Below are 26,870 nucleotides of genomic sequence, written 5' to 3'. Positions count from 1 at the left end.
CGGATCCGAGGGTCAGCCTGTCGTGATGACGAGCTTGCCGCCCTTGGGCGTGCCCTCGCGCTCGAGCTCGGTCAGGGCCTTGATGGCATCGGTGAGCGGCACCGTGCGGGCGATCGGCACCCGCAGGCTGCCGCCTCCGGCGGCGCGAGCGACCTCCTCGAGGTCCGCCGTGACGGGCCTGGTGATCAAGACGTTGTACGGGCCCGGCAGTGCGCTCTTGGCCATGTTCGCGGGGGTGGGGTGGATGCTGACGATGCGTCCGCCCGGCTTCAGCATCTTCTTCGCCGCGTCGGTCGGGAGCGTGTCGGCGGTGTCGAGGACGAGGTCGAATCGCCCGCTGAGCGCCGTCGGGTCGAAGCCGAACTCGACGATCGGGTCGAGGCCGAGGTCGCGCGCATCCTGCGTGGCGGTGGCCCGGCAGCTGCCTCCCACCGAGGCGCCGTGCGCCAGCGCGATCTGGGCGCCGGCCCGGCCGACCCCACCGAGGCAGCCGTTGATGAAGGCCGATTGCCCGGGCCGCAGTTTTCCCTTGTTGACCACGGCCTGGAGTGCGGTGAGGCCGACGGTCGGGACGGCGGCGGCCTCCTCGAAGGAGAGGTTCGCGGGCTTCTTCACGACGCCGCGCTCCTCGGCGAGGACCATCTCGGAGAAAGCTCCCGACGCCTTGATGGACGCCCCGCCGAGCACTTCGTCGCCGACGGCGAGCCGGGTGACGCCCTTGCCGACCGCCTCGACGACGCCCGCGAAGTCGTAGCCCAGTGCGCGCGGGAACTTCCGCCCCGTCACCATCTTCATCGCGCCGCTGCGGATACCCCAGTCCATCGGATTGGCCGCGGCCGCCCGCACGCGGACGAGGACCTCGCCGGAGCCAGGGTGGGCCGGCTCGAAATCTTCCAGACGCATGACTTCGGGTCCGCCGTACTGGTGGTACTGGATGCGCTTCATCCCGGGCCTCCATCAAGTGATGTCATTGAATGACATCACTCTACCACTGCGATGTCATCGAGTGACATCGCGGCGATCGGAGCGGGCTGTCACGAGGTGACATCACCTACACTCTCGGCATGGGACGGTGGAAGCCTGGGGCCGGTGACCGGCTGCGCGAGGCGGCGCTGTCGCTCTATCTGGAGCGCGGCTTCGAGCAGACGACGGTGGCGGACATCGCCGAGCGGGCGGGCGTCACCGCCCGCACGTTCTTCCGGCATTTCGCCGACAAGCGCGAGGTCCTCTTCGACGCGTCCTCCGCCCTGGAAGAGGAGTCGCTGGCTGCTCTCGAGGGGGTGCCCGCCACGGCGCCGGCGCTGGATGCCGTCGCGGCCGTACTCGACAGCGTGGCCCTGATGGTGGGCGACGACCGTGAGAGCGCCCGGAAGCGACAGGGTGTGATCATGGCCAACGCGGAGCTCCGCGAACGAGAGTTGATCAAGCTCACGTCCCTGTCGGCCGCCCTGGCCGACAGGTTGCGCCAGCGGGGCATCGGCGACATCGAGGCCGGCCTGGCCGCCGAGACAAGCATCGCCGTGTTCCGCGTGGCCTTCTCGCGATGGGTCACCGCCACCGACGATCAAGACTTGCGGGACATCATTCGCGAGACCTTGGACCGACTGCGGACCCTGGCCGCCGGCGGCTGAACCACATTCCTGCCCGTCATCTGTCCGCCGGCGCTCGCGTCGGTGGGCTCCACGTTGCTGCGCGCCCACCAGTGCGCCGCCGGCCTGCCCAAAACGTGCCCCGGCCTGTGAACCGGCCTGCCATCGTGGGAATCGACACTGCGACGATAAAAATCGACACTGTGTAGACTTTGCCGAAGGGGCAGACCCGTTCCCTCGAGACCTCTCCGTAGGAGGAACAGTGGCGAAGCAGAACTGGCTCATCACCGGCGTCAGCACAGGCCTGGGACGCGCTTTCGCCCAGGCGGCCCTGGCAGCCGGGCACACAGTCGTCGGCACCGTCCGTTCCGAGAAGGACGTGCGGTCGTTCGAAGAGCTCGGGCCCGGGCACGCTCACGGCCGCATCCTGGACGTGACCGACGATGACGCCGTATCCGGCGTGGTCGCCGAGGTCGAGAGCAGTGTCGGTCCGCTGGACGTCGTCATCGCCAACGCCGGGTACGGCTTGGAGGGGACCTTCGAGGAAACCCCGCCGGCCGAGGTGCGGCGGCAGTTCGAGGTCAACGTGTTCGGGGCGGCGGCCACCCTGCGGGCCGCACTGCCCCACATGCGCCGGCGCCGCCGGGGACACCTGATGGCCGTCACCTCCATGGGCGGACTGATGGCGGTGCCCGGCATGTCCGCCTACTGCGGCAGCAAGTTCGCCCTGGAAGGCATCCTGGAGGCGCTGGGCAAGGAGGTCGCGCAGTTCGGTATCCACGTGACGGCGATCGAGCCCGGCTCCTTCCGCACCGACTGGGCCGGGCGATCCATGACACGCGCCCCGCAGTCCATCGACGACTACGACGAGCTGTTCACCCCCATCCGTGAGGCGCGCCAGAAGGCCAGCGGGAACCAGCTGGGCAATCCGGCCAAGGCCGGGGAAGCGGTCGTGCACATCACGTCGGTCGAGCAGCCGCCGGCCCACCTCGTCCTGGGCTCGGACGCGCTGCGGCTGGTCACCGCCGCGCGCACGGCGGTGGACGAGGACATCCGTGCGTGGGAGACGCTCTCGCGTACAACCGACTTCGCAGAGGGTGCTCAGCTTTGACGACCGGCGACCAGCCCGCGCGCAGCCGTCGCGCCACCGAACGCAAGGGCGACGTTCGGGAGCGGGCCATCCTCGACACCTGCGAGGCCCTGCTGGTGCAAAAGGGCTACGACGCCATGACCGTCGGAGACATCGCCCAGGGCGCGGGCATCACCCGAGGCGCTCTGTACTTCTACTTCGGCTCCAAGCAGGAAGTGGCCACGGCGCTCGTGGCCCGGACCGTCGAGCACCTGTGGAAACGGTCCGAAGCCACCGCGCGGGCCGACGAGCCGCGCCAGGCCATCGCGGCGGCCCTGGAACGCACGGTCGAGCTGTGGAACGAGCACGGCCTGGTCATGCGCACGGCGATCGACCTGTCGCTGACCGTGCCGGAGATCGGCGAGCTGTGGAATCACACGGCCGACCTGTTCATCGCGGCCATCACCGCCGTCCTGGAGCGCGCCGGCGTCCAGGCCGGCAGCGCACCGGACCAGGCCTCGGCGATGGCGCGCGCCCTGTGCTGGATGATCGAGCGGACCTTCTACCACGCCTCGCAGGAATCCCGCGAGAAGCTCCGGGAGGCGTCGGCGACCTGCGAACACATCTGGCTGACCAGCGCCGGCCTGACCACCTGATCACGCGCCCTGATGATGGCGAGGCGCACAGTCATACGGAACCGATTCCGCTGATGGGAATCGGTTCCGCTATGCGGCGAGGGCGGCAATGACCTTGTCGGTCATACGGTCAAGGAGGCCCGGGTCGGTGGGGGCCTGCCGGACCGCGGTGGCCCAGTACAGCGGGCCCGCCAGGAAGTCGAGGCCGAGGTCCAGGTCGGTGTCGGCGGGCAGTTCGCCGCGGTCGACGGCCCGGCGCAGGATCGTACCGACCCTTTCGCGGCGCTCTTCGCCGATGCGATCGCCCAACGTGGCGGCGATGCCCGGGTGGTAGGCACGAGCGGCGAGCAGGTCGGGCAGGATGCGGGAGGCCAGCGGATGGCGCAATGCCTGTTCGGTCTTGGTGAGGTAGGCCAGTACGTCGCCGCGCAGGCTGCCGGTGTCGGGGGTGTCGGCGGCGGTCACCGAGACCTGCACGACGAGGTCGACGGTCATGGCCTCCTTGGACGGCCAGCGCCGGTAGATGGCCGCCTTGCCGGTGCCGGCGCGGCGGGCGACGGCTTCCAACGACATTTTCCCGTAGCCGACTTCGGCGAGTTCCTCGAAGAAGGCGGTACGGAGCGCGTCGGTGACGGTGTCCTGGAGGACCGGGCCACCCGGAGGGCGGGCTGGGGCTGATCGGCTCATGATCGAGAGCATACCCAAGACGAGACGGTTGCGTCTCGGGTAGTCGGGGGTTACGGTCGCACTCCAAGCGAGACGGAACGGCACCGTCTCGACAATGGGTGGGAGATCACCATGGAATTTCTCTTCGACGACGAGTCCTTCACCTTCGAGACCCTGCGCACCGCCTGCTTCGCCCCCTACGGCGGCGCCGATCTCGGGGAAATCATCGTCACTGCCCGTGCCATCCCCGACGGTGACGAGGACGCCTGGTACCAGCAGTGGCGCGCCACCGCCGCCCGGGTCCACGCCCTGGGCGAGAAGGCGCTCGCCGCCGGCCACCGAGTGAGCGCTCGCGAAGCCCTGTTGAGGGCCTCGAACTACTACCGCACCGCCGAGTTCTACCTCCGTGACAACGCCTTCGACGACGACCGGGCCAAGGAGCTCTCGTGCCTGGCACGCAGCACGTTCGCCACGGCCGCCGCCCACCTGGACACCCCGGTCGAGCCGGTCTCGATCCCTTACGAGAACACGACCCTGCCCGGCTACCTCTTCCTGGTCGACGACTCCGCGACCCCGCGCCCAACCGTCATCTTCACCAGCGGATTCGACTCGATCCTGGAAGAGTCCTACTTCGCCGTCGCAGCGGCCGCCCTGCGCCGCGGCTACAACTGCCTCGCCTACGACGGCCCCGGGCAGGGCGCCGCCCTGCGCGAGCAGCGCCTGTTCTTCCGCCCCGACTGGGAAGCCGTCCTCACCCCTGTCGTCGACCACGCCCTCACCCGACCGGAGATCGACCCCGACCGCATCGCGCTGCACGGCTACAGCTTCGGCGGCCACTTGACCGCCCGCGCCGCCGCCTTCGAACACCGCGCCGCGGCCCTCGTATTGGACGGCGGCATCTACAGCTACTACGACGCCACCAGCCGGCTGGTCCCGTCGTGGCTGCTGCAATGGGCCCTGGACGGCCGTGACGAAGAAGTCGAGCAGGTCCTGCCGGCTCTGACGCACAGCACATCCCTGCGCTGGGCTCTGCGCAACGGCGTCTGGACCTTCGGCGCGGACTCCGTGCCCGATTACGTGCGCCGCTCCCGCGCCTACACCCTTGAGGGTGTCGCTCAGCAGATCACCACCCGGGCCCTCGTCTTCGACCCGGACAACGACTTCGCCTTCAACGGCGAACCACTCCGCATGCACCAAGCCCTCAAGAGCCCAAGCACGTTGATCACCCTCCCCGAGACGCAGGGAGCCGGCGAACACTGCAGCTACGGCGGCCGCTCCACCCTCCACCAGCACATGTACGACTGGCTCGACGAGACCCTCCCCGGGGCCACGTGGCTCAGCGCGAGCGGTGCCGGGGGCTCAGGCGCTCCATCCACGGAGTGAAGGCGAGCAGCAGCAGGCTGTAGAACTGCAGGGCCGGCACGGCGAGCGCGATCGCAAGAGCTATGACCAGCGCCACGACGTTGCGGATGGACTCGGCGTAGGAGTGGTTGACCAGGTCGCGAGAGCTCTCCCCCTGGGAGGCGAGCAGTTCGGGGTGCGACTTCAGCACCCTCAGCATCGCCGTGTGGCACACCGTGCTGGCCAGGAGTGTGAGGTAGTAGAACGTGGCCGCGAACCGGTCGCGCCCGAAGGACCCGATCATCTCGGTCGGGAGGGGCAGGACCACGATGCACAGCAGCCAGCCCATGTTCCACACCGTCAGGGAACGGTTGAGCGAGCCGACCGCGGAGTAGGACCGGTGGTGGGCGTACCAGAACCTGGCCACCACGGCGAAGCTCAGCAAGAAGCTCCAGATCTGGTCGAGATGGTCGAAGATGACGTCCCGGGCGTGCTCATGGGCGGACGCGGCCTCGGGGACGAGGTCGACCAGCGGCAGGACCAGCAGCGTGAGGGAGATGGCGGTCACCGCGTCGGTGAACAACAGCAGCCGTTCGCTCGGCAGGCCTGTCGTCTCCTGGCCGGTCGGCGCGGCACTCATGGTCGTACGTCTCCTTTGTCGGGAAGTCTGGTGAACTCGTCGTGCGGGACGGTGATGAGGTCAATGTCGTTGATCTGCGGCTGCTGCCTTCTTCAGGAGCCCCGGGTCGGACAGCGAGGCGGGGTGACGCAGCATGTAGGAGACGTTGCTGAACGCCCGTGCCACGTCCGCGTCGACGAGAGTGGCGCCGACGATCTGTTCCATCGCCCGACGCTGCTGCCGCACCTCCTCCGGCACGTCGGTACCGTTCTCGGCGTCGATGCGGGCGGCGTCACCTCCCGCGGACACGGCCCAGGCCGCGTCGACGATCACCTGCTGCAGACGGAAGAACTCCGTGGCTGCCGCATCGAGGTCGGCGCCGCTGTCGAGGTAGGAGGTCAAGCAGGAGGCGTGCAGAGCGGCAGAGCTCATTCCCTGGCCGTAGACCGGGTTGAAGGACGCCACGGCGTCTCCCGCGCCGACAAGGCGCGCAGGCAGGCGGCCGGCTTCGGTGAAGTGACGCCGCCTGCTCTCCGCCTGACGGTACGTCACCACCCCGCGGGTGATGGCGCCGCTGGTGGCTTCACTGAGGACCGCGGGTAGTCCGGCGCACTTCGCGCGGAACTCGTCGATCGTCCCGCCGGGCCGGTTGTCGCCGTATCCCATCAGCATGACGAGCCACTGCTTGTCTTCGATCGCGTTCGCCGCCGCGACGGACACTCCTCCGGACGGGTACCGCGGTGTGAACAGCTGCAGTACCGTCCCCGCTTCCAACTCCTCGAGCCCCGCCGCTCGCTCGAACAGAGCGGTCGCATAGTTGACCGGGGCTTCCAGCCTCTCGAGCCGGGGCTGGTCGTAACCGTCCTGCGCGAGCCAGCTCGACAGCCTGCTGGAGCGTCCCATCGCGTCCACGGCGAAATCGGCCACGAGCACCTCCTCCGCCCGCTCTCCCTGAACTCCCGTTCCGGACCTGGCGAAGCGCACGCCGGCGACGGCCCCGTCGCCGTACCGCAACCCGGTCGCCCGCGCACGCAGCACCGAGACGTTGGGCAGTGCGGTGACCCGGGCCCGGACGAGAGCTTCCAGCAAAGGGCGCCCCACCGCGAGGAGATGAGGGCCCTCGCCGTCCGACGCCTGCCGGATGCCGTCGTAGCAGACGAGCACCTTGTCGGGTCCGCAGAGCGACGCGCCAAGGTCCTGTGCCTCCTGCGTGACGCCGGGAAGCCACCGCTCGATCCACTGTCTGCCGGCCGGCAACAGCGTGTGCACCTGCTGGTCCTGGGGCACCCCGGGGCGTGTCCCGGCTCCCGCTGACATGTCGTCGGGCTCGACGATGACGACCTTGCGCGCGCGATCGGCGAGCACCCGTGCCGCGAGGAGTCCCGCGATGCTCCCGCCCATCACGCACGCCGTGTCGAACAGAACGGATGCGTCGTGCGGCGGCTCGGCGCCGAGGAGACCCTCGAAGAGGGCCGCCACGGATTCGGACACTGAACACTCCAGTTGGTGAGCGAGAGGGCCTGGGCGGACGGATCAGCGCCCAGGAGGTCGGAACAAGGGCCCGAAGGTCCGGCGCAACCTGCTCGTCTCCGGACGGGAGAGCCCGCTCGTGCCGGGGGAGGAGGAATGGCGCCCGATCATGCTCACAGGGCCCGGAGGACGGTGACGTGTACCGGTCGGCCACGTGCGTTGTACTTCCCTGCCACCCGGGGCCGCACGATGAGCCCGGCCGGCGGCGGTGGCCAGGGGAAGGAGGAGTAGCTTGGCCCGGATGAGCACCGGAGCCAACGTGTCACCCTGGCGGGTCGGGGACCCCTCCACACCCGTGGTCGACGTCGCCGTGCCCTACGCGAACGAGAACCGGAACCATGTGTTACTCGGGGAGTGGCGGCGCCAGGGCGGCGAGCAGGTGCCGGCTCCGCCACTGCTGCTGCCGCGGCACAGCGAAGGGACGTACCGCGCCCGCATCTGGAAGCAGAACATGCTCGACTTCTTCCTCGAGGACCAGTACAGCGACGCGGTCACGGGGACCACCGGGGGCCCGGAGGGGCACCTTGAGGACCGCATCGTCACGAGCATCACGCTCCAGGGGGAGTGGCGCTTCACCTCGGGGAGTCGGCTCTCCACGGCAGCGGCCGGAACGGTGTTGGTACGAAGGAACGAGCACCCGTGGGACTTCGAGATCGACCGGGGCACCCGGGCGGTCACCCTGGTCCTTCCCGCGAGCGAGATCCGCTTCCCGGCCAACACACAGGCGGTCACCGCGGAACAGGCGTCGCCCGCGGCGGCACTTCTGCTCGCCCAGCTGCGTCTCTGGGCCGAACTGTCGGACGGACTCGGTGCTGCCGCCGCCGGGGCCGCCCGCAACGCGACTCTGGAGCTGTTCAGAGGGCTGCTGAACGACCAGGTCATCGACGACGCGGAGTGCGCACCCGCACTCCTCAGGGCGGCGACCGACCTCATAGAGGCCCGGCTGCGGGCCGACCCCGAACTCAACCCCCGGGGGATCGCGGCGGCTTTGAACGTGTCCGTCCGCACCCTCTACCGCGCGTTCGGCCAAGGCGGCACGTCGTCGGTCATGGGATACGTGCGCGAACGCCGCCTCGAACGCGCCAGGGCCGAGTTGATCTCGACACGCCTGACCGTGTCCGAAATCGCCGCTCGCTGGCACTTCGCCGACAGCAGTCATTTCGTCAAGGCATACAAGAAACAATTCGCCGAAACTCCCACCGCGGGTCGGAACTCCTCATGAAAGGCCTGCCCGGTCGTCGCCGGCGTGTTTCGTGGCGGCGACGGTCAGAGCTACCACGCTTCCTGCGTGGCGAAGAACCTCCTCCAGAAGTCGAGCCGCTCGGGTGACGCGACCGCGACCGGTCCGAAGCGGTCGCCGACCTCCATGGTCGTGGGTGAAGTGGGCTTGTACGTAGGCCAGTTGGAGAGGCCGTGGCCGTTGGGGTCGCCCGTGGCGGCGTAGTTGGCCCAGTAGGACGACATGACGTCCGCGATCTCGTGGTCCTTGTCGGTCCAGTACGTCGTCGGGTTGGCGAAGACGTAGGCGATCTCGGAGGCGTGGTACGCGCCGCGGATGTCGTGGTCGGGGCCGGGCGGCCGGTGGGTCCAGAAGTAGGTGTGCACGGGGCGGTCCGTGTGGCGGGTCCAGCGCGTGGCCCACAGGTACGTCGAGGCGCGCGCGTTGTCGCGGACCGCGTCGTTGCTCGCACGGGCCGCCTCGTCGTCCGTGGTCGCGGGGTAGAGCCGGAGGAACTCGTCGGCCATGGCGCCGAACTTCCGCCGGGCGGCGCCGGTGTAGTCGTCGAGGGTGACATGGATGGGTGGCGCGCCGGGGCGGTCGGGGTAGCCGGCCTTCCGCCAGTAGTCGAAGGCGGTCTCCGGGACGGCGCCGCTCTCGTCGAGGTTGTTGCCCGCGAGGAACATGACGTCGTTCTGGGTGCCTCGGGTGAGCGTCGTGGCGTAGTCCGACGGGATCAGCCAGCCGTCCACGACGGGTCTGAACAGGGGCGGTTTGGCGATGCTCCCGGTGTCGACTGTGGTGTCCGGGAGGGCCGCGGCGTCGTTCAGGTCCTGCCAGCGCAGGGCGCGCAGCTCCTTGAGGTTCGCCGCGCCGTGCGAGGAGGCGTAGGCGCTGCCCTGCTCCTCGGCAGTGGCGGCCTTGCGGTAGGAGGTGCCGAGGTAGCGCAGTTCGGGATCGCCCGGGTCGCGGACCTGGCTCTCGGCGATCGAGCGCCGGAAGAGTCCCGTGGCGAGCGGTGACATGGACAGGAACCCGACCGAGCCCGCGCCGGCGGACTGGCCGCCGATGGTCACGTTGCCCGGATCGCCGCCGAACGCGGCGATGTTGCGCCGCACCCACTTCAGGGCCGCGACCTGGTCGAGCAGGCCGTAGTTCCCGGAGACGCCGTGCGGGGACTCCGCGCTCAGCTTCGGCGTGGAGAGGAAACCCAGCGCGCCGAGACGGTAGTTGAAGGTCACGACGACCACGCCCTTGCGGGCCAGGTTCTCGCCGTCGAACAGCGGGTCCGAACTCGTGCCGCCGGAGAATCCGCCTCCGTAGATCCAGACGAACACCGGCCGCTGCCGGTCTCCGCGCGATGCGCCGGTCCAGACATTGAGGAACAGGCAGTCCTCGCTCATCGTCAGGCTGCCGTCGGCGGTCTGGGCCTGCGGGGGAGAGGCGCCGAACGCGTCGGCATCGCGTACACCCTTCCACGGGGCGGGCAGCGCCGGCGGCTTCCAGCGGAGGTCCCCGACCGGGGCGGCGGCGTACGGGATGCCCTTGAAGGCGGTGATGGATGTGTCGCTTCCCGGGGTGCCGCGCAGCATGCCGGACGCGGTCCGTACGGTGCGTCCGGTGGCGGCCGAGGCCGGGCCCGCCGTGGCGAGGACCGGTCCGGCGGCCGCGGCGAGGAGCGCGGAGGCGAGCAGGGAGCGCCGGGTGGGTGTCGTATCACCGAACCTCATGCCACGGTCCTCCTCAACTCGCCAGGTAGCTGGTCGTGTCCGCGTCGAATCCCACGACGACCCGGTCGCCGGGACGACACCCGAGGCCGGCCCGGGCGGAGACCGTGATCGGTATGTCGGCGGCGCGGACGACCAGTTCGAGGCGGTCGCCGAGGAACTCGGAGGAGTCGACCGTGGCGAGGAACTCGGCGTCCCCCAGCGTCGGTTCCTGTCCCTCAGCGGTGGTCCGGACCTTCACGTTCTCCGGGCGTACGCACACGTAGCCGCCGCTGCTGGGCCGTTGGCTCTCGTCGGCCGACGAGCGGCCGCAGACCACCGGGCCGACGTCGGTCTTCGCGGTCACGCCGACGCCGTCGCGCAGGGGCGAGACATCCTGCACGGGCAGCAGGTTGGCGCTGCCGATGAAGTCGGCGACGAAGGACGAACGGGGGTGGTCGTAGAGCCGTTCCGGGTGGTCGATCTGCTCGATGTGCCCGTGGTTCATCACGATCACGATGTCCGAGAGCGCCAGGGCCTCCGCCTGGTCGTGGGTGACGTACAGCGCGGTGACCCCGAACTGCTCCTGGAAGGAACGGAGTTCCTGGCGGAGCTTGGAGCGCAGCTTCGCGTCGAGGTTCGACAGCGGCTCGTCGAGGAGCAGCACCTCGGGGTCGCCGAGCAGGGCACGGGCGAAGGCCAGGCGCTGCTGCTGGCCGCCGCTCAGATGGGTGGCCCAGCGGTCCGCCATGGGGGCGAGACCCACCTGGTCGAGCATGTCCAGGGCGCGCCCCCGGATGTCCTGGCCCTTGCGGCGGTTGCGCCCGTGCCGCATCGGGAAGGCCGCGTTGTCGAGGACGGTCATGTGCGGCCAGATGCCGTAGGACTGCGGGACCATCGCGATGGGCCGGTCCTCGGGGCGGACATGGATCTTCTGCGGCACATCGAACATCACCTGCCCGCCCATCTCGATCCGCCCGCTCGTGGCCTGTTCGAGGCCCGCGACACAGCGAAGGGTCGTCGTCTTTCCGCACCCGCTGGGCCCGAGCAGCGTGACGAACTGCCCCTTGGGGACGTCGAAGGAGACACCGTCGACGGCGTACGCGGACGCGCTGCCGGCCGCCCGGTCGTAGGACTTGCGCAGCTCCGTGATGACGATCGAGTTCACGGGGTTCTTGCTCATCGTTTCCACCATCTCTCTCAGGCCTCCTGCATGTCGCTGCGCCGGTTGACCAGCCATACCGCAGCCGTCGAAATCACCACGAGGACCACGGCCAGGGCGCTCGCCGTGGGGTTGTCGACGCTGGACGTGAACGTGTCCCACAGGACCACCACCAGCGTGCGGTTGTCCGAACTGGTCAGCAGCAGGGCGATCGGGAGCTCGCCCAGCGCGTGGGCGAAGACCCACAGCCAGCTCTTCCACAGGGTCGGCCGCAGCAGCGGGAGCAGCACCGTGCGGGTCACGGTGGCCGGGCTCGCGCCGGTGACGCGCGCGGCCTCGATGAGGCCGTCGTCCAGTTGCAGGAGCGCCGTCTGCACCATGCGTGAACTGCGGGGCAGGAAGCGGGTCACGAGTGCGACGACGATGATCCATACGGTGCCGTAGATCGGGATCGGAACGAACAGGTACAGGAACAGGACGGCGGCGCCGAGGACGACGCTCGGAATCCCGAAGACCGCGAACTGGGTCTCGAACAGGAGCGTGCTGCCCCGGAACTGCCGCCGTGCCGCGGCCACGGCGATCCACACCGACATCGCCGTGGTCACCGTGGCGGTGACCAGGACGACCTCCGCCGTGTTCAGCAGGATCTTGCCGATGTCCGGGATGTCGAGCAGGTTGCTGTAGTTCGCGAAGGTCATCGACTCGAACCCGGACCACGTGATGGGTCGGGTGTAGGGCGAGAAGCTCGTCCACAGCAGGGCCAGGATGGGCAGCACGATGCCGATGAACATGTAGGCGCAGACGACGATGAAGACGGGGATCCGCCACTTCCCGAGGCTGACCCGGGTCTGGCGGTAGCCCTTGCCGACCACGACCCGGAACCGGTTGGTGTCACGGACGCGGCGCCGGTACACGGCGAGCAGGACGAGTGACACCACGAGGATGAGGACGCCGTAGGTGCTGGCCTGACCGTAGTTGGGGATGCCGCCGGGCGGTTGCAGCGAGTACTGGATGAGGCTGCTGAAGACGAAGATCTTGTCCGGCAGTCCGAGGACCGCGGGAATGGCGAACCCTTCGAGCGCCACGACGATGAACAGGATCCCGGCCGCGGACACGGCAGGTGCCACGAGCGGCAGGACGATCAGCCGCAGGCGCCGCCACAGGGAGGCACCCACCGTCGCGGCGGCCTCCTCGAGTTCGGGATTGAGCCGGGCGAGCGCCGGGGCGATCATCAGGTACATGCTGGGCACCCCGAAGATGCCCATCACCAGAATCATCCCGGGGATGGAATAGATGTCGATGTGGACGCCGAAGATCTTGTGGATCAGGATCGCCAGCGGCCCGTTCGCGGGGTTCGCGACGAGTGCCCACGCGATCGCCATCACTGTGACCGGCACCGCCATCGGGGCCAGCGCCATCGGGCTGAGGAACCTGCGCCCGGGCAGGTCGGTCCGCTCGAAGAGGTAGGCGAGGCTGAGGCTGAGTACGAGGGCGACGAGGAGCGAACCGACCACGTAGATGACGGTGTTGAGTGTCACCGTCCCCAGCCGGCTGGACTCGAACACGGCCTGGAAGTTGTCGAGCGAGAAGCCGGGGACATCGAAGGGCAGCTCGGTGGGGGACGGCTTCAGACTGCTGTAGATCAGGATCGCGAGGGGGACCAGGACCAGATAGCCCACCAGGACGGCCATCGCCACGGTCAGCAGCGTGCCGGCCGCCGGCGCGAGCTTCCGCCGTGTCGCGGCAGTGCGGTTCTCCGGCGCCATGGGCGGTTCCCCGACCGCCGGCGGTGTCGTTTCGTCGGTTTTCAGGACCATCGCGGGCCCCCGGTCTTGTTCATATCGCTAGCCCACATCGGTCCCGAATTCCTTCTCTACCTTTGGATAGAACGTGGAGAGCTTGTTGTACTTGGCGAGTGTCTTGGTGCCGTACCACTTCAGATGCGCCGCGCACATCGCTTCGAGGACGGCGGTGTCACCCGGATCCGAGCAGTCGGTGTCCACCGGGATCCGGGAGTTGTAGCTCTTCGCGAGCACCTTCTGGGCGGCGTCGGACGACAGGAACGAGGTGAGCAGCGCCGCGGCAGCCGGGTGCTGGGCACCCTTGGGGATGTAGAGGTACGACTCGCTGGCGCTGGTCGGCGAGATCGGCGCGATGCCGACGGGCGCTCCCTTCGCCTTCGCGGCGAGGGCCAGACTGGCGAGACTGGTCCCGATGGTCACCTGGCCCGACTCGATGGGTGCTTCGGCCTGGGTGACGTTCGGCGAGTAGTGCGGCTTCAGTGCGCCGAACTTCTTGGCCCACGCCAGTGCCTTCGTCTCGCCCATGGAGTCGTCGAGGTCCCAGACGGACATGAACGACGCGCGCGACTCCGCGGAGATCTTGCCACCGGACCACTTGGCGTCGAGCAGATCGTCCCAACTCTTGGGCACATCAGCGGGTTTGACTTTGTCGGTGTTGTAGGCCCACACCTTGGGCGTGGCCCAGACGTAGACGAAGTTCTTGGCGAAGACGTTCTTGTCATCGATGCCGTACTTCGACCAGTCGACGTCACCGGCCAGCTTGACCGCCGGTGTCATGGTGAGTCCGCCGGCGTTCGCCACGTCGATCGACACCTTCTTGGCGGCCTGCTCCATCCTGAGCTGGCTCACCTGGTCCGGTGCCTTGATGTTCGTGTACTTGACCTTGATGCCGGGATGCTTCTTCTTGAACAGGTCGATCGCGGGCTGCATCTGGGCTTCCGGGTTCCAGGAGGCCCAGACGACCTCGCCCTCCTTCTTCGCCTGTTTCTCCAGGGCAGTCATCGACGCGGGGAGTTCGGTCTGCGTGGCTCCCGCTCCGCAGCCGGTCGCGACGGCCGTCGTGAGCAGCGCGAGTGCCGCGCAACCGGTGGCACTGCGCCGTGTCACCTTTCTCTTCACGTTATGACTGATCGCCATCCCCTCCTCGGGGGTACGCGCCCAACGTTGCGCAGGGCACCTGGTCTACGTCACGCGCTCAGCGGCAGCGGCGCGTCATGTTCTTCTGCACAGCAACAGGGATGAACGTGGGAGGCGGGGCACCGGGCGGCGAAGACCTCTGGTCGACGCGGGCAGGTGCCGGGCCCTGGCGGTGCGGGCGACTGTGAGTGGACCGTGGCGGCCCCTCGCGGCTCAGACGCTTTGTCAAACAAAATGGACCGTAGCACCGGCCCTGCTCGACGTGAACCCCGTCACGCAAAAATCCCGTTCCCTCGCCGTTTCCGCCTGTTGTGCGCATGGACAGGTGCCGCAAAGGTGCTGGGTGTAGGGGTGTAGCGGCCGTGGTCGGATCCCGGATTCCGTGAGGGGTGGTCTCTCATTGTTGGACAAAGAGTCGGTGTGCGATCTCTCGCGCGGCACCGCCCGTCCGGTTCTGGCGCGGCTCGGGCGGGAGGCGCCGTCCTCGGCAGGTGCGGGGGCGCCCGCCGAGCCGGATTGTTTGACGATTCTCATGCCGGAGCCTTGTGGATGGGGCGAAACCGCTGTTAGCTTCCCCGCATTGTCAAACAAAAAGCGTCCGGTGAGGAGAACGACATGATCAGTCAACGCCGCCGTAACGCAGGGTTCCGCAGGAGCCACCGAGGGGTCGCACGATGACGCGGCTCACGGTGGCGCTGCGTCGCTACCCGCATACGGAACCGCTTCTCGACGGCACCGTGAAGGTCGCCTGCGAACTCGACTTCCCGGAGATCGAGCCCATCCACCGGGCGTTCGCCCCGATGGTCCGGGAGCTGCGCTACGACGTCTCCGAGCTCGCCATCGCCACCCTCCTGCAGGCCGTCGAGGCCGGTGTCCCGGTGGCCGCGCTGCCCGTGGTCCTGCACGGCAACTTCCACCACAAGTCCATCTCCGTATGGGGCGGTGAGGGGCAGCTCCGCCCCGAGGACCTGCGCGGACGGCGGGTCGGTGTGCGTGCCTACAGCCAGACGACGGGCCTGTGGGTCCGTGGTGTGCTCAGTGACACCTACGGTGTGCGCTCCCAGGACGTGACATGGGTGACCCGCGAGGGTGCACACGTCGACGGCGCACCCGAGCCCCCCAACGTCGAGCGCACCTCGCGCCCCCTGGTGGACGCCCTGCGGGACGACGAGCTGTCCGCGGTAGTCATGGGTGCGCGCTCGGCCGACCACGTGGACGGCCTTGTCCCGCTCATCACCGACTGGAAGGCCCAGCAGGCACGGTTCCTGGAGGACCACGGCTGGGCCCCGATCAACCATCTCGCCGTCGTGCGCAAGGACCTCCTGGAGTCCAGGCCCGACCTCGTACGAGAGGTCTACCGGGGTCTTTGCGCCGGCATCGACGCCGCCCGGCCCGTCGAGCCGACCGGCTCCACCCGCGAACTCGTGGTGCAGCACGGTGTCAGCGACACCCTCCTGGCCACCCTCCAGACGGCCATCCGCTACGCCCGCGAGCAGGAAGTCATCAAGGGCGACCTGGACGCGGCGGATCTCTTCGCCGACTTCAACCGCCACGTGGGCCGCCCGTGACCGGCTCGCGCGGCCGGACCCTTCGTACACCGCTGCCGTACACGCTGCACCGACACCGTTCAGAGGAGAGCTGATGCGCTACTTCGACACCCACACCCACGCCATCTCCAGCGACGCCGACACCTACCCGCCAAAGCCGCTCGGCGGCACCCGCTCCGAGTGGTCCCAGACCCGGCCCGTGGATGTCACCGGCCTGATCCGGAGCCTCGACGAAGCGGGCGTCGAACGGGCCGCCCTCGTGCACGCCTCCACCGTGTACGGATTCGACAACCGGTACGCGGCCGACGCCCTGGCCAAGTACCCGGACCGCCTGGTCGGTGTCTGCGCCGTCGACTTCCTCTCCGACTCGGCCGTGCCCGACCTGCGGCACTGGATCGAGGAGCGCGGCTTCAGCGGCGTCCGCATCCGGGTGTCCGACGGCACCACGAAGGTCCCCACGCCGGGCAGCGGTCTCTCGGACGAGCGGATGGCCGCGGTCTGGGACTACGTGGAGAGCCGTGGTGTGCCGGTGTGCATCCAGATGCACTCGAAGGACACCGGCAAGCTCCTCCAAGTACTCGAAGCACACCCGACGTTGACCGTGCTGCTCGACCACGCCGGACGCCCCGACGCCAGTGGTGGCCCCTCGTACCCGAAGCTCGACGAACTCGGGCAGCTGGCCCGCTTCCCGCGGGTCAACCTCAAGATCACCCCTCCGGCGCTGCGCCGCCTCGAGGACACGGAGGGCGCCGACGTCGCCGAGGTGCTGCGACGCCTCGCGGGCATCTTCGGCGCCGATCACCTGATGTGGGGATCGAACTTCCCGGCGTCCGACGGCTCCCTGAAGGACCTGCGCGACTCCATCGAGGGCCTCCTGTCCTGGATGTCACCGGACGAGCTCGAGGCCGTCCTCGGCGGCAATGCCGCCCGTGTCTACAACGCTCCCGCGACCAACCGATAGCCACTGCCAACCCCGCGTGGGCGGACACGACCTGAGGACGTCATGTGATGGGACAGGAACGAAGGAGCGGGACGGGTCGCAAGCGGTTCGCCCTGACGGCGGCCACCGCGCTGGTCGGCGCGGCCGCCATGGCCGGCTGCGGCGCGCGGGCCGAGAGCGCCGATCTGCCGAAGTCGATGGACGCGCTGGTGAAGCAGGCGAAGCAGGAAGGGGAGGTCGAGTGGTCGGCCCCCAAACCGCAGCAGCAGATGCAGCCGGCGATCGACCTGTTCGAGAAGAAGTACCCGAGCATCAAGATCAAGTACACCAACACCAAGGCTCCCGACCAGGTGAGCCAGCTCAGGATGGAACAGGCCGCCGGGAAGGTGTCGGTCGATGTGGCCAACGCCGGCGGGATCACCGTGACCCCGTCCGCCGACATGGCGGACGACATCGACTGGTCGACGTACGGCATCGGCTCCAAGAACCTCCTCGACAAGAAGCTGGTCTACATCTGGGCGGTGCCGAAGGTGTGGGCCTACAACACGGAGAAGGTCAAACCCGCGGACGTGCCGAGGACTTGGAACGATCTGCTCGACCCCAAGTGGTCAGGCGGCAAGATCTCCGCGGAGTCACGCGCGTCGTTCCTGACCCCCTGGGCCCTGGATTCGTCCATGGGTGAGGCGAAGGCACTGGCGTGGGCGAAGAAGTTCGCCGCGCAGAAGCCCCACTTCACACCGAACACGACCCAGTCGGAGGCGCCGATCGAGTCGGGAGAGGTGAGCGTCGGCACCAGCCTCATCAACCTCGTCCTCCAGGCCAAGAAGACCGGCGCGCCCGTCGAGGTGGCCCCCATCTCGCCGACCAACGCCAACGAGTCGTACCTCTACGTCCCGAAGGGTGCGCCGCACCCCGCCGCCGCGGCGCTGCTCACCTCGTTCCTGTCCTCCGACAAGGCCCAGCAGGCCCTCGCCACGACGTACAACTCGCGGATCCCGGCGAGCACCGACTGCTCGGACCCGAGTGGCACACCTGTCCTCGAAGCCATCTGCGAGGCGAAGCTGAAGTGGTACCCGACCGCGACGCTGGCCGAGTACGACGACCTCACGACCTTCTTCCCCAAGGGGGAGGACGCGATGGGTACGAGTGTCGGGTGAGGACACGGGACTGAGGCCCGGCCCGACCCATGGCGAGGGCCGCCCGGGCAGCTTCGCCTCGCTCAGGATCCGCAACTACCGCCGGTTCTCGATCGGGCAGTTCACGTCGGTGGCCGGCAACTGGATGCAGAACATCGCCGTCGGCTGGCTCACCCTCGAACTGACCGACAGCGGGACCGTGCTCGGCATCGTGACCGCCGCTCGGTACCTGCCGATCCTGCTGCTCGGGGCCTGGGGTGGACTCGTGGTCGACCGCCACGACACCCGCAGGCTGCTGCTCCTGACCCAGATCTGCTTCGCCGTCCAGGCCGCGGTCCTCACCGTGCTGTCCTGGACACACCTCGTGACACTGCCGCTGCTCATCGTGGTCATGCTCGGGCTCGGCCTCACGAACGTCTTCGACAATCCCGCACGCCAGAAGCTGATCAGTGAGCTCGTCGACGCGGAACACCTGTCCAACGCCATCGCGATCAACTCCACCTTCGTCAACACGGCCAAGCTCGCGGGACCCGGCATCGCCGGATCCGTGATCGCGTCCCTGGGGGTGGCCCCGTGCTTCGCCCTGGACACGGTCTCGTTCCTCGCCGTCATCGTCAGCCTGCTCGGGCTGCGGACGGCGGAGATGTATCCGGCCGAGCGCGAGGAGTACGCGAAGGGGCAGATCCGCGCCGGAATCGGCTACATCCGGCGCACGCCCGAGCTGCTGTACCCGATGGTCATGGTGTACGTGACGGGCATCTTGACCTGGGAGTTCCCGGTGAGCCTGCCGCTGCTGACCCGGTCGGTGTTCGGGGCGGGGCCGGTCGGCTACGGCACGGCGATGGCCGTCATGAGCGTGGGCGGGGTGCTCGGCGGCCTTGTCGCGATGCGCCGAAGACGGCTCGGCACCCGGTCGCTCTCGGTGTCCGCGGTGATCTGGGGAGTCCTCATCTGCGGCGCGGCCCTGGCCCCCACCCTGCCCGTGGCGCTGGTCGTGCTCGCGTTCGTGGGCTCCGCATCGATCACGTTCAACTCCTCGGCCAAGACCCTCATGCAGGTGTCGGCCGCCCCGCAGATGCGTGGGCGGGTGCTGTCCATCTGGTCGATCGGCTGGCTCGGGGGCACCGTCATCGGCGGCCCTGCCGTCGGGGCGATCGGCGCGTCCTGGGGCGCCCGCGGCGCGCTGCTCGTCGGCGGGCTCGCGGCGGCCGGCGTCGGCCTCGCCGTACTGCTGGCCTCCAGGCAGACTCTTTGTCGGACAATAAAGTGCTGATCGCTTTCGGTGTTCCTGTGAATTCCAGGTTCTTCCTGCCGACTTCTTGTCCCTGCCTGGAGGCGGTGTTACGTTCGCATCACTGGTTGTCCGACAATCGCGGAGGCGGGGAGACAGATATGTCGACCACACAGCGCAACTCCCACTCGGAGGCACTCCGTCTGGAGAACGTCACCCTGCAGTTCCCCGGCACCCATCGACCGGCGATCCAGGACGTCACGTTCAACGTCGATCGCGGCAAGGTCGTCGCCGTGATCGGACCCAGCGGGTGCGGGAAGAGCACCATCCTCAACCTGGCCGCGGGGCTGCTCACTCCCACGCAGGGAGAGGTGCACTACGCCGGCGAACGGGTCACCACCGTCAACTCCGATGCGGCGTACGTGACGCAGCAGTCCCACCTGCTGCCCTGGCTGAGCGTGCGGGCCAATGTCGGCCTGGCGCTCAAGTTCCGCAAGGTCCCCAAGGAGGAGCGCGAGGCGCGCATCGCCGACTGGATCAAACTCGTCGGCCTCACCGGGTTCGAGGACCACTTCCCCCGGGAACTGTCCGGCGGCATGCAGAAGCGCGCCGCGATCGCGCGGGCGCTGATCTACAACCCGTCCATCGTGCTGATGGACGAGCCGTTCGGGCCGCTGGACGCCATCACGCGCCTCAAGCTCCAGCAGGAACTGCTGAACATCTGGCAGGAGCAGAACGGGACGCTCATCTTCGTCACGCACGACCTCAACGAGGCCCTGTACCTGGCCGACGAGGTCGTCGTGATGTCACGGGGCCCGGGCACGATCCGCCGTGTCATCAAGGTGCCCTTCGAGCGGCCCCGCAGCATCGGCTCGCTCGTCGAGACACGTGAGTTCTCCGAGCTCTACAACGACCTCTGGGGCCTCTTCGCCTCCGAGCAGCGGGAAGCCGCCTGACGCGGCAGGGCCGCAGCCCCACCAGCCAATACACCGCAGAGCGCGCCGGCACGTTCCATTCGGATGCCGTCACGCCTGCCGCCCAGTGAGGTTCACAGCGTTGCTATCGATCACGGAAGAGATCGCCGTACCGAGTCCGCCCAAGCGTGTCTGGGAGGTCATCTCCGACCCCCAGGCCGTCGTGTCGTGCATCGGCGGCGCAGAGCTCGGCCCCTCGCACGACGACGGGTCGTTCGACGGAACCCTCGTCGTCAGGTTCGGCGGCATCCGGGTCAAGTTCGGCGCCCGGGTCTCCCTCGACCTGGACGAGTCCGGGCACGAGGGCAGGCTCACCGCCCGCGGCAAGGACGGACAGGGTGCCACGCGCTTCAGCGCCCAGGCCACCTTCCGGGTCGTCGAGGGGGACACCCCCGACACTTCACTGGTCTCGGTCGACGGTGAGATCCAACTCAACGGAAAACTCGCCAAGTTGATCGAGTCGGGTGCGGGGGCGGTGATCTCCCGGATGACCAAGGAGTTCTCCGACCAGCTGATCCAGAAGTGCGCGCCGCCCGCCGAGCCGGTCACGGCCGCGACTCCCGAGACGCAGACCGCCACGACCGTCCGTCCGGCCCCGGCCCGCCCGACCGGCCTGTTCGCCCGGCTGCGTGCCTGGTGGGCGGGGCGGCGCTCCAAGCGCGGCGCGCAGCGGTCGCAGACGGCATCCAGTTCCGCGAACAAGTCCGGTGAAGCACTCGGTCGAGGAGGACGACGATGACGACGCAGGCAACGAAGGCAACAAGCAGGCACAACAAGGTGATCGGCGCCCTCGAGGCGGGCGAGCACGTCTTCGCGACCTTCTCGGCGGCCGACCCGACAGCCGCCATCGAGCTCACCACCACCAAGTACGACACCGTGGTGTTCGAGATGGAGCACAAGCCCTGGGACATCAACGCGCTCCGCGACAGCTTCCAGTACCTGCTCAGCCGCCGCCAGATCTTCGGCGCCGACAGCCTCGCCCCCGCCGTCACCCCCATGGTGCGGATCCCCGCCAACGGCGCCGAGAAGGCGCAGTGGCACGCCAAGCAGGCCCTCGACCTCGGCGCGTTCGGCATCATCTGGCCGCACATCTCCACCGTGGAGGAGGCCCGCAACGCGGTCGCCGCCTGCCGCTACCCGCGACTGCCCGACGCCCCGCTGTACGAGCCGGCCGGCCTGCGCGGCGACGGCCCGCACGCGGCGACGCGCTACTGGGGCATCTCGAACATCGAGTACTACGCCAAGGCCGACGTCTGGCCGCTCGCCCCGGACGGCGAGATCCTCGTCGGCCTCATGATCGAGGACCAGCGCGGCATCGAGAACCTGCCGGACATCCTCGACCAGGTGCCGGGCATCGGCCTGATCCTCATCGGCGAGGGCGACATGAGCCAGGAGCTCGGCGTCCCCCGCCAGTACGAGCACCCGAAGGTCCTGGAGTGCAAGCGGCGGATCCTCGACATCTGCACGGAGCGCGGGATCGCCGTCGGCCATCCGCATGTGACCGCCGACAACGTCAAGCAGGTCCTCGACGACGGCTACCGGTTCCTGATGTCGGCGCCGGTGCGCACCTACCCCGGCCTGGAGAAGGCCCGCGAACTGACCGGCCGTGACGCCTGACCGGCCGTGACGCCTGACCGGCCGTGACGACCGAACGGCCGCGACCGACGGCGTCCCCCTCCCGACTTCGGAGCAATTCATGATCATCGACAGTCACGGCCACTTCACCACGGCGCCCCCGGCGCTGGGGGAGTGGCGGCAGAAGCAGATCCGGGCGTTCGAGGAATCCGGCGCACGTGTCTCGCCCGACCAGCTGCACATCACCGACGACGAGATCCGCACCGCCATCGAGAACGGGCAGCTGAAGCTGCAGACGGAGCGCGGCACCGACCTGACGCTCTTCTCGCCGGGCGCGGGCAAGATGGCCCACCACTACGGCGACGAGCGCACGAGCCTCGACTGGTCCCGGGTCAGCAACGACCTGATCGCCCGGGTGTGCGGGCTCTTCCCCGAGCGGTTCGTCGGGGTGTGCCAGCTCCCGCAGTCGCCGGGCGAGGCCCTGCCCGCCTCCATCGCCAACTCGGTCACCGAACTGGAGCGCTGCGTCGAGGAGTTGGACTTCGTCGGCTGTCTGCTCAACCCGGATCCCTCCGACGGCTTCTACCAGGCCCCGCCGCTGACCGACCGGGTCTACTACCCGCTCTACGAGAAGCTGGTCGAGCTCGACGTCCCGGCCATGGTGCACGTCGCCATGTCGAGGAACCCCGCGCTTCAGGGCACCTGCGCCCACTATCTCGCCGGTGACACCGCGGCGTTCATGCAGCTGTGCGAGTCGGACCTGTTCAAGGACTTCCCGGACCTGAAGCTGATCCTGCCGCACGGCGGCGGCGCCGTCCCGTACCACTGGGGCCGCTACCGCGGCATGATGCAGGACCGCGGCCGGCCGCCGCTGGAGGAGTCGATCCTGCGCAACGTCTACTTCGACACCTGCGTGTACCACAAGCGCGGCATGGAGTTGCTGCTCGACATCATTCCGGCTCAGAACGTCCTGTTCGCCTCGGAGATGATCGGCGCCGTCCGCAGCGTGGACCCGGAGACGGGCCGGCGCTTCGACGACACCAAGTACACCCTCGACTCCATCGACACACTGAGCGACGCCGACCGGCAGTCGATCTACGGAGGCAATGCGCTGCGGGTCTTCTCCCGGCTCGACGGCGTCCTGAAAGCGCGGACGACGGCCGCGGCGAACGTGAAGGAGTCCCACAAGTGAAGGTCTACGAAGCCCTGGCCGAGGCATTCGTCAAGGAAGGCACCAGCGATGTCTTCGGCATGATGGGCGACGCCAACATGCACTGGATGGCCGCCCTCGCCGACCGCGGTGTGCGCCTCTACGAGGTCCGGCACGAGGGCTCGGGCCTCGGCATGGCGGACGGCTGGGCGCGCGGCGCCGGACAGCCCGGCGTGGTCACCACGACCAGCGGCCCCGGTGTCTCGCAGCTCGCCACCTCCATGATCGTGGCGAGCCGGGCGCGCACCCCGCTGGTCGCCTTCTGCGGGGAGACCCCGCTGGGCGACGAGGGTGCCACCCAGTACCTCGACCAGCGGCGCTTCGCCGCCGCGATCGAGTGCGAGTTCATCCACGTGACCCGACCCGAGAACGCCCAGGACGCGGTGCGCAAGGCCTTCTACCTGGCGCGCACCGAGTCCAAGCCGGTCATGATCAGCGCACCGTTCGACGTGCAGATCGCCGAACTGGACGACTACGACGACGAGTACGTGCCGTCCACCGCGCTGATCGAGAAGCCCCGGCTGCTGCCGGACCCGGCCGGCATCCAGGCCGCCTGCGACCTGATCCAGGACGCCAAGCGCGTCGTCATCATCGCGGGCCGAGGCGCGCGCAAGGCCGACTCCGGCGAGGAGATCCTCGCGCTCCAGGAGCAGACCGGAGCCCTGCTCGCCACCACGCTCCAGGCGAAGAACTGGCTGTGCGACCGCACCGACTTCCACGTCGGCCTGTCGGGCCTGTTCGGCGACAAGCCGTCCATGGAGCTGCTCCAGGAGGCTGACTGCGTGATCGCGGTGGGCGCCAGCCTGAACCACTACACGATCGAGAGCGGCTACCTCTACCCCGAGGCCAAGTACGTACAGATCGACACATCGCCGCACGTGGTGATGGGCAACGGCAAGGTGGCGGACTGCTACCTCCAGGCCGACGCGGTCACCGCCCTCACCGAGCTGGCCCGCGAACTGCGCGGCAGGTCCGTCCGGTTGGAGGGCTACCACACCGACGCGGTCAAGCAGCACCTCACCGCCCGCATCCAGCAGCCCGAGTACGTCAGCGAACCCGGACGGCTCGACCCGCGCGAGGCGATCTGGATCCTGGACCACGAACTCCCCGGCGAGATGGGCCTGGTGCTCGGCAGTGGCCACCAGACCGACTTCGGCACCATGCTCTTCCAGCGCTCCCGTGACGTGCTCTCCAACTACGGCATGTTCGGCGCCATCGGCCAGGCCCCGCTGATCGCGCTCGGCCAGCTGATCGCGCAGGGCAACAAGCCGGGCTTCGTGGTGGAGGGCGACGCGAGCTTCATCATGCACCTGGCCGAGTTCGAGACGGCGGTCCGCTACGACGTCCCGCTCCTCGTCGTCGTGATGAACGACCAGGGCCTCGGCGCCGAGTACCACAAGGCGAAGGCCAAGGGCCTCGACCCCGACCTCGCGACCATCTCGACACCCGAACTCGGCGCGGTGGCCCAGTCGTTGGGCGGCGGCGGAGCCACGGTCCGCACGGCACAGGAGCTGCGCGACGCGCTCGCGGAGTACGTGCGCGAGCCCCGGCCCACCGTGATCGACGTCCGTATCACCCGCGAGGTGCTGAGCACCCCGTACCGGCGCATCCAGTACGGAGAGGACGTGTGAGCCGCATGGACCAGAAGACACCACTGAGCGTCGTCCTCGGCAACCACCCGCACACCCGCCCGCTGAAGGACGGCACCGTGCGCGTGGACGGGGTGGAGTGCCACTACCCGGAGTTCTCCCCGCTGCCGCCGGCCTTCGCCCGGATGGTCCGGGAACTGGCCTACGACATCTGCGAGATGCCGATGGCCACCTACCTCCAGGCCCGCGACGCCGGCGTGCCGGTGACATTGCTTCCGGTCGTCCTGGTGGGCAGCACCCACCACCGCTCCCTGACCCGGCTGCCCGAGGGCGAGGCACTCGGCCCCAAGGAACTCGTCGGGCGACGCGTAGGTGTGCGTTCGTACGGCCAGACCACCGGCCTGTGGGTGCGGGGCTGGCTGCGCGAGGAGTACGGCGTCGAGTCCTCGGACGTCACGTGGGTGACCACCGAGGACGTCCACGTCGCCCAGTACCGCAACCCCGCCAACGTAGAGCGCTCGGACAGCGGGCGGGTCGCCGACCTGCTGCGCGCCGGAGATGTCTCCGCCGCGGTGCTCGGCCCGAAGGCGATCGGCGGGCAGGGAGCCGGACTCGTCCCGCTCGTCAAGGACGCGGAGGACGCCGGACAGGCGTGGATCGAGCGGCACGGCACGGTTCCGGCGAACCATCTGCTGGTGGTGCGCGACGACATCCTGCGCGACCGGGAGGACGAAGTGACCGCCGTGTACCGGGCGTTGAAGGACGCGATCGCCTCGACCGCGGGGGAGCGCGACGACTCACCGGCCGGACGCGCGGTGACGGCCGGCTGGAGCGACTCGCTCGCCGCCTGCCTGGAGATCGCCGGACAGTACGCCCTGGAGCAGGGCCTCATCGGGGAACCGGTGGATGTCGCGGCGATCGAGGAGAAGGCCGCCTTCCTCGCAAGGTGAGCAGGCGAGCGGCAGGGGTGCGCCCTTGGGCGGCGCACCCGTCATGGAACAGCGACAAGAGCGACAAGGAGGAGCGGCGATGGTGGCGCTGCGCAAGCGGGGCAACGCGCCCACGCGCAAGCCGGAAGTCTGGACACCGGATCTGCTCGAGAAGGTCGCCTGGCGGGTGAAGGCGGCGAACGAGCCCTTCCGCGGAGTGGGCACGTCGGACGGCATCAGGCCGGGGCTGTTTCCGCTGCGCGACACGGGCGCGGACGTCCGCAAGGTGTACCGGGCCGCGGAGGAGTACCTGGCAGGTCTGACGGAGAAGCAGCTCGTCGATGGCCGCTTCCCTGTGGACGACGTGAGCTGGCGCCACTGGAACAACGGCGCCCGGTACTTCCTGCGCCACGGCATCTGCCTGGAGGAACTGGACGAGGCGCAGCGCGAGCGCGCCATGGCCGTGGTACGCAAGAGTCTCAGCGCCGACGGCTACGGCCAGATGGTCGACTTGATGCATCTCAACCGCACCATCGGGGAGTTGAGCGACAACGAGGACGGCCTCAACGAGTGGCTGTACTGGTTCTCCGTGTACGGGGAGCCCGAGAACGGCGGCCCGTGGGGCTGGCAGCTCGACGGCCACCACGTCAACGTCAACTGCGTCTTCGTCGGCGACCAGATGGTCCTCACCCCGTCCTTCCTCGGCGCCGAACCGGTCATCGCCGGGTCCGGCAAGTACGCAGGGACGGTGGCCTTCCGGCACGAGGAAGCACTCGGCCAGGAACTCTTCACCGACCTCGGCCATAAGCAGCGCGAGCGGGCCGTCATCGCGGACACCCTGCCGACGGAGCTGTTCGTCGGCGCGTTCCGCGACAACTACGAACTCGACTACCGGGGGCTGCCGTTGAGCGCAATGTCCCCGGGCCAGCGCGGCACCGCACTCCAGCTCCTCGGCCGGTACGTGAACCGGGCCGGCGACCACCACGCGCGGGTGCGCATGGAGGAGGTCCTGGCCCATGAGGGAGACACCCACTTCGCCTGGGCGGGGGACCCCGACGGCACCTTCTACTACCGGTTCCACAGCCCGGTCATCCTCGTCGAGTTCGAGCACATGCCCGGCGTCATCTTCGGCAACGACTACCCGTCGCGCCGGCACATCCACACCATCGTCCGCACCCCCAACGGCGGTGACTACGGCGCCGATCTGCTGCGCCTGCACCACGAGCGGCACCACGGGCCACGGGCGACGAAAGCATAAGGAGAC

The 26,870-nt window shown here is 68.9% G+C and carries 24 protein-coding genes; 16 read left to right on the top strand and 8 right to left on the bottom strand.

What is annotated here, in order from left to right; genetic code table 11:
* Positions 1-12 precede the first annotated feature (12 nt).
* On the bottom strand, positions 13-945 hold the full coding sequence (locus ACOKM3_RS05755; RefSeq protein ID WP_426897572.1) for an NADP-dependent oxidoreductase: 933 nt from the start codon (positions 943-945) through the stop codon (positions 13-15).
* Positions 946-1,064: 119 nt separating this feature from the next.
* Here ACOKM3_RS05755 and ACOKM3_RS05750 point away from each other — a divergent pair, with 119 nt between their 5' ends.
* The 3 genes from ACOKM3_RS05750 (at position 1,065) to ACOKM3_RS05740 (ending at position 3,314) form a co-directional block, all read left to right on the top strand.
* Positions 1,065-1,631 carry a TetR family transcriptional regulator gene (locus ACOKM3_RS05750; RefSeq protein ID WP_426897570.1) on the top strand — a complete coding sequence of 189 codons (567 nt, stop codon included), beginning with the start codon at positions 1,065-1,067 and terminating at the stop codon, positions 1,629-1,631.
* A 220-nt stretch (positions 1,632-1,851) separates the two neighbouring features.
* Positions 1,852-2,700 (top strand): oxidoreductase, encoded by an 849-nt coding sequence (locus tag ACOKM3_RS05745; RefSeq protein WP_426897568.1) that lies wholly within the window; start codon positions 1,852-1,854, stop codon positions 2,698-2,700.
* Positions 2,697-3,314 (top strand): TetR/AcrR family transcriptional regulator, encoded by a 618-nt coding sequence (locus tag ACOKM3_RS05740; protein WP_426897566.1) that lies wholly within the window; start codon positions 2,697-2,699, stop codon positions 3,312-3,314. The genes ACOKM3_RS05745 and ACOKM3_RS05740 overlap by 4 nt, the downstream gene beginning before the upstream one ends.
* A 69-nt stretch (positions 3,315-3,383) precedes the next feature.
* Here the strand turns inward: ACOKM3_RS05740 and ACOKM3_RS05735 are convergent, their stop codons facing one another.
* Positions 3,384-3,980 carry a TetR/AcrR family transcriptional regulator gene (locus ACOKM3_RS05735; protein WP_426897564.1) on the bottom strand — a complete coding sequence of 199 codons (597 nt, stop codon included), beginning with the start codon at positions 3,978-3,980 and terminating at the stop codon, positions 3,384-3,386.
* A 111-nt stretch (positions 3,981-4,091) separates the two neighbouring features.
* Between ACOKM3_RS05735 and ACOKM3_RS05730 the strand changes: the two genes are divergently transcribed.
* Positions 4,092-5,342 carry an alpha/beta hydrolase family protein gene (locus ACOKM3_RS05730; protein WP_426897562.1) on the top strand — a complete coding sequence of 417 codons (1,251 nt, stop codon included), beginning with the start codon at positions 4,092-4,094 and terminating at the stop codon, positions 5,340-5,342.
* Here the strand turns inward: ACOKM3_RS05730 and ACOKM3_RS05725 are convergent.
* Positions 5,296-5,940 (bottom strand): TMEM175 family protein, encoded by a 645-nt coding sequence (locus ACOKM3_RS05725; protein WP_426897560.1) that lies wholly within the window; start codon positions 5,938-5,940, stop codon positions 5,296-5,298. The genes ACOKM3_RS05730 and ACOKM3_RS05725 overlap by 47 nt on opposite strands.
* 60 nt (positions 5,941-6,000) lie before the next feature.
* Complete coding sequence (locus ACOKM3_RS05720) at positions 6,001-7,410, bottom strand: FAD-dependent oxidoreductase (protein WP_426897558.1); 1,410 nt, start codon at positions 7,408-7,410, stop codon at positions 6,001-6,003.
* Between the two features lie 280 nt (positions 7,411-7,690).
* Between ACOKM3_RS05720 and ACOKM3_RS05715 the strand changes: the two genes are divergently transcribed.
* Positions 7,691-8,671: a helix-turn-helix domain-containing protein gene (locus ACOKM3_RS05715; RefSeq protein ID WP_426897556.1), complete on the top strand. Its 981-nt coding sequence runs from the start codon at positions 7,691-7,693 to the stop codon at positions 8,669-8,671.
* Between the two features lie 50 nt (positions 8,672-8,721).
* Here the strand turns inward: ACOKM3_RS05715 and ACOKM3_RS05710 are convergent, their stop codons facing one another.
* The 4 genes from ACOKM3_RS05710 to ACOKM3_RS05695 form a co-directional block, all read right to left on the bottom strand.
* Positions 8,722-10,398 carry a carboxylesterase/lipase family protein gene (locus tag ACOKM3_RS05710; protein WP_426897554.1) on the bottom strand — a complete coding sequence of 559 codons (1,677 nt, stop codon included), beginning with the start codon at positions 10,396-10,398 and terminating at the stop codon, positions 8,722-8,724.
* 13 nt (positions 10,399-10,411) lie between these two features.
* A complete protein-coding gene (locus ACOKM3_RS05705; RefSeq protein WP_426897552.1) occupies positions 10,412-11,557 on the bottom strand; it encodes an ABC transporter ATP-binding protein in 1,146 nt (381 codons plus the stop codon).
* Between the two features lie 17 nt (positions 11,558-11,574).
* Complete coding sequence (locus ACOKM3_RS05700) at positions 11,575-13,302, bottom strand: ABC transporter permease (RefSeq protein ID WP_426897550.1); 1,728 nt, start codon at positions 13,300-13,302, stop codon at positions 11,575-11,577.
* Positions 13,303-13,380: 78 nt separating this feature from the next.
* A complete protein-coding gene (locus ACOKM3_RS05695) occupies positions 13,381-14,445 on the bottom strand; it encodes an ABC transporter substrate-binding protein (protein WP_426897548.1) in 1,065 nt (354 codons plus the stop codon).
* A 704-nt stretch (positions 14,446-15,149) separates the two neighbouring features.
* Between ACOKM3_RS05695 and ACOKM3_RS05690 the strand changes: the two genes are divergently transcribed.
* From ACOKM3_RS05690 to ACOKM3_RS05640, 11 genes are all read left to right on the top strand, one after another.
* Positions 15,150-16,043, top strand: a complete 894-nt coding sequence (locus tag ACOKM3_RS05690; protein WP_426897546.1) for a substrate-binding domain-containing protein — start codon at positions 15,150-15,152, stop codon at positions 16,041-16,043.
* A 73-nt stretch (positions 16,044-16,116) separates the two neighbouring features.
* The gene (locus tag ACOKM3_RS05685) at positions 16,117-16,983 is read left to right on the top strand and encodes an amidohydrolase family protein (RefSeq protein ID WP_426897544.1); all 867 of its coding nucleotides are present in this window, start codon (positions 16,117-16,119) and stop codon (positions 16,981-16,983) included.
* A 47-nt stretch (positions 16,984-17,030) separates the two neighbouring features.
* Positions 17,031-18,119 carry an ABC transporter substrate-binding protein gene (locus tag ACOKM3_RS05680; protein ID WP_426897542.1) on the top strand — a complete coding sequence of 363 codons (1,089 nt, stop codon included), beginning with the start codon at positions 17,031-17,033 and terminating at the stop codon, positions 18,117-18,119.
* Complete coding sequence (locus ACOKM3_RS05675) at positions 18,109-19,371, top strand: MFS transporter (protein ID WP_426897540.1); 1,263 nt, start codon at positions 18,109-18,111, stop codon at positions 19,369-19,371. Before ACOKM3_RS05680 ends, ACOKM3_RS05675 begins: the two co-directional genes overlap by 11 nt.
* Positions 19,372-19,490: 119 nt before the next feature.
* Positions 19,491-20,285, top strand: coding sequence for an ABC transporter ATP-binding protein (locus ACOKM3_RS05670; RefSeq protein WP_426897538.1), 795 nt, complete (start codon positions 19,491-19,493; stop codon positions 20,283-20,285).
* Between the two features lie 100 nt (positions 20,286-20,385).
* The gene (locus tag ACOKM3_RS05665; protein WP_426897536.1) at positions 20,386-21,042 is read left to right on the top strand and encodes an SRPBCC domain-containing protein; all 657 of its coding nucleotides are present in this window, start codon (positions 20,386-20,388) and stop codon (positions 21,040-21,042) included.
* A complete protein-coding gene (locus tag ACOKM3_RS05660) occupies positions 21,039-21,920 on the top strand; it encodes an HpcH/HpaI aldolase family protein (RefSeq protein ID WP_426897534.1) in 882 nt (293 codons plus the stop codon). The genes ACOKM3_RS05665 and ACOKM3_RS05660 overlap by 4 nt, the downstream gene beginning before the upstream one ends.
* A 79-nt stretch (positions 21,921-21,999) precedes the next feature.
* On the top strand, positions 22,000-23,070 hold the full coding sequence (locus tag ACOKM3_RS05655; RefSeq protein ID WP_426897532.1) for an amidohydrolase family protein: 1,071 nt from the start codon (positions 22,000-22,002) through the stop codon (positions 23,068-23,070).
* Positions 23,067-24,719 (top strand): thiamine pyrophosphate-binding protein, encoded by a 1,653-nt coding sequence (locus ACOKM3_RS05650; RefSeq protein WP_426897530.1) that lies wholly within the window; start codon positions 23,067-23,069, stop codon positions 24,717-24,719. The genes ACOKM3_RS05655 and ACOKM3_RS05650 overlap by 4 nt, the downstream gene beginning before the upstream one ends.
* Positions 24,716-25,627 (top strand): substrate-binding domain-containing protein, encoded by a 912-nt coding sequence (locus tag ACOKM3_RS05645; RefSeq protein WP_426897528.1) that lies wholly within the window; start codon positions 24,716-24,718, stop codon positions 25,625-25,627. The genes ACOKM3_RS05650 and ACOKM3_RS05645 overlap by 4 nt, the downstream gene beginning before the upstream one ends.
* Positions 25,628-25,670: 43 nt before the next feature.
* Positions 25,671-26,864 carry a DUF3500 domain-containing protein gene (locus ACOKM3_RS05640; RefSeq protein WP_426897526.1) on the top strand — a complete coding sequence of 398 codons (1,194 nt, stop codon included), beginning with the start codon at positions 25,671-25,673 and terminating at the stop codon, positions 26,862-26,864.
* The last annotated feature ends 6 nt before the right edge of the window (positions 26,865-26,870 follow it).

Source organism: Streptomyces nidicola, assembly GCF_050106155.1.
Taxonomy (GTDB): Bacteria; Actinomycetota; Actinomycetes; order Streptomycetales; family Streptomycetaceae; genus Streptomyces.
This window is presented reverse-complemented; position numbering and strand designations above follow the sequence as displayed.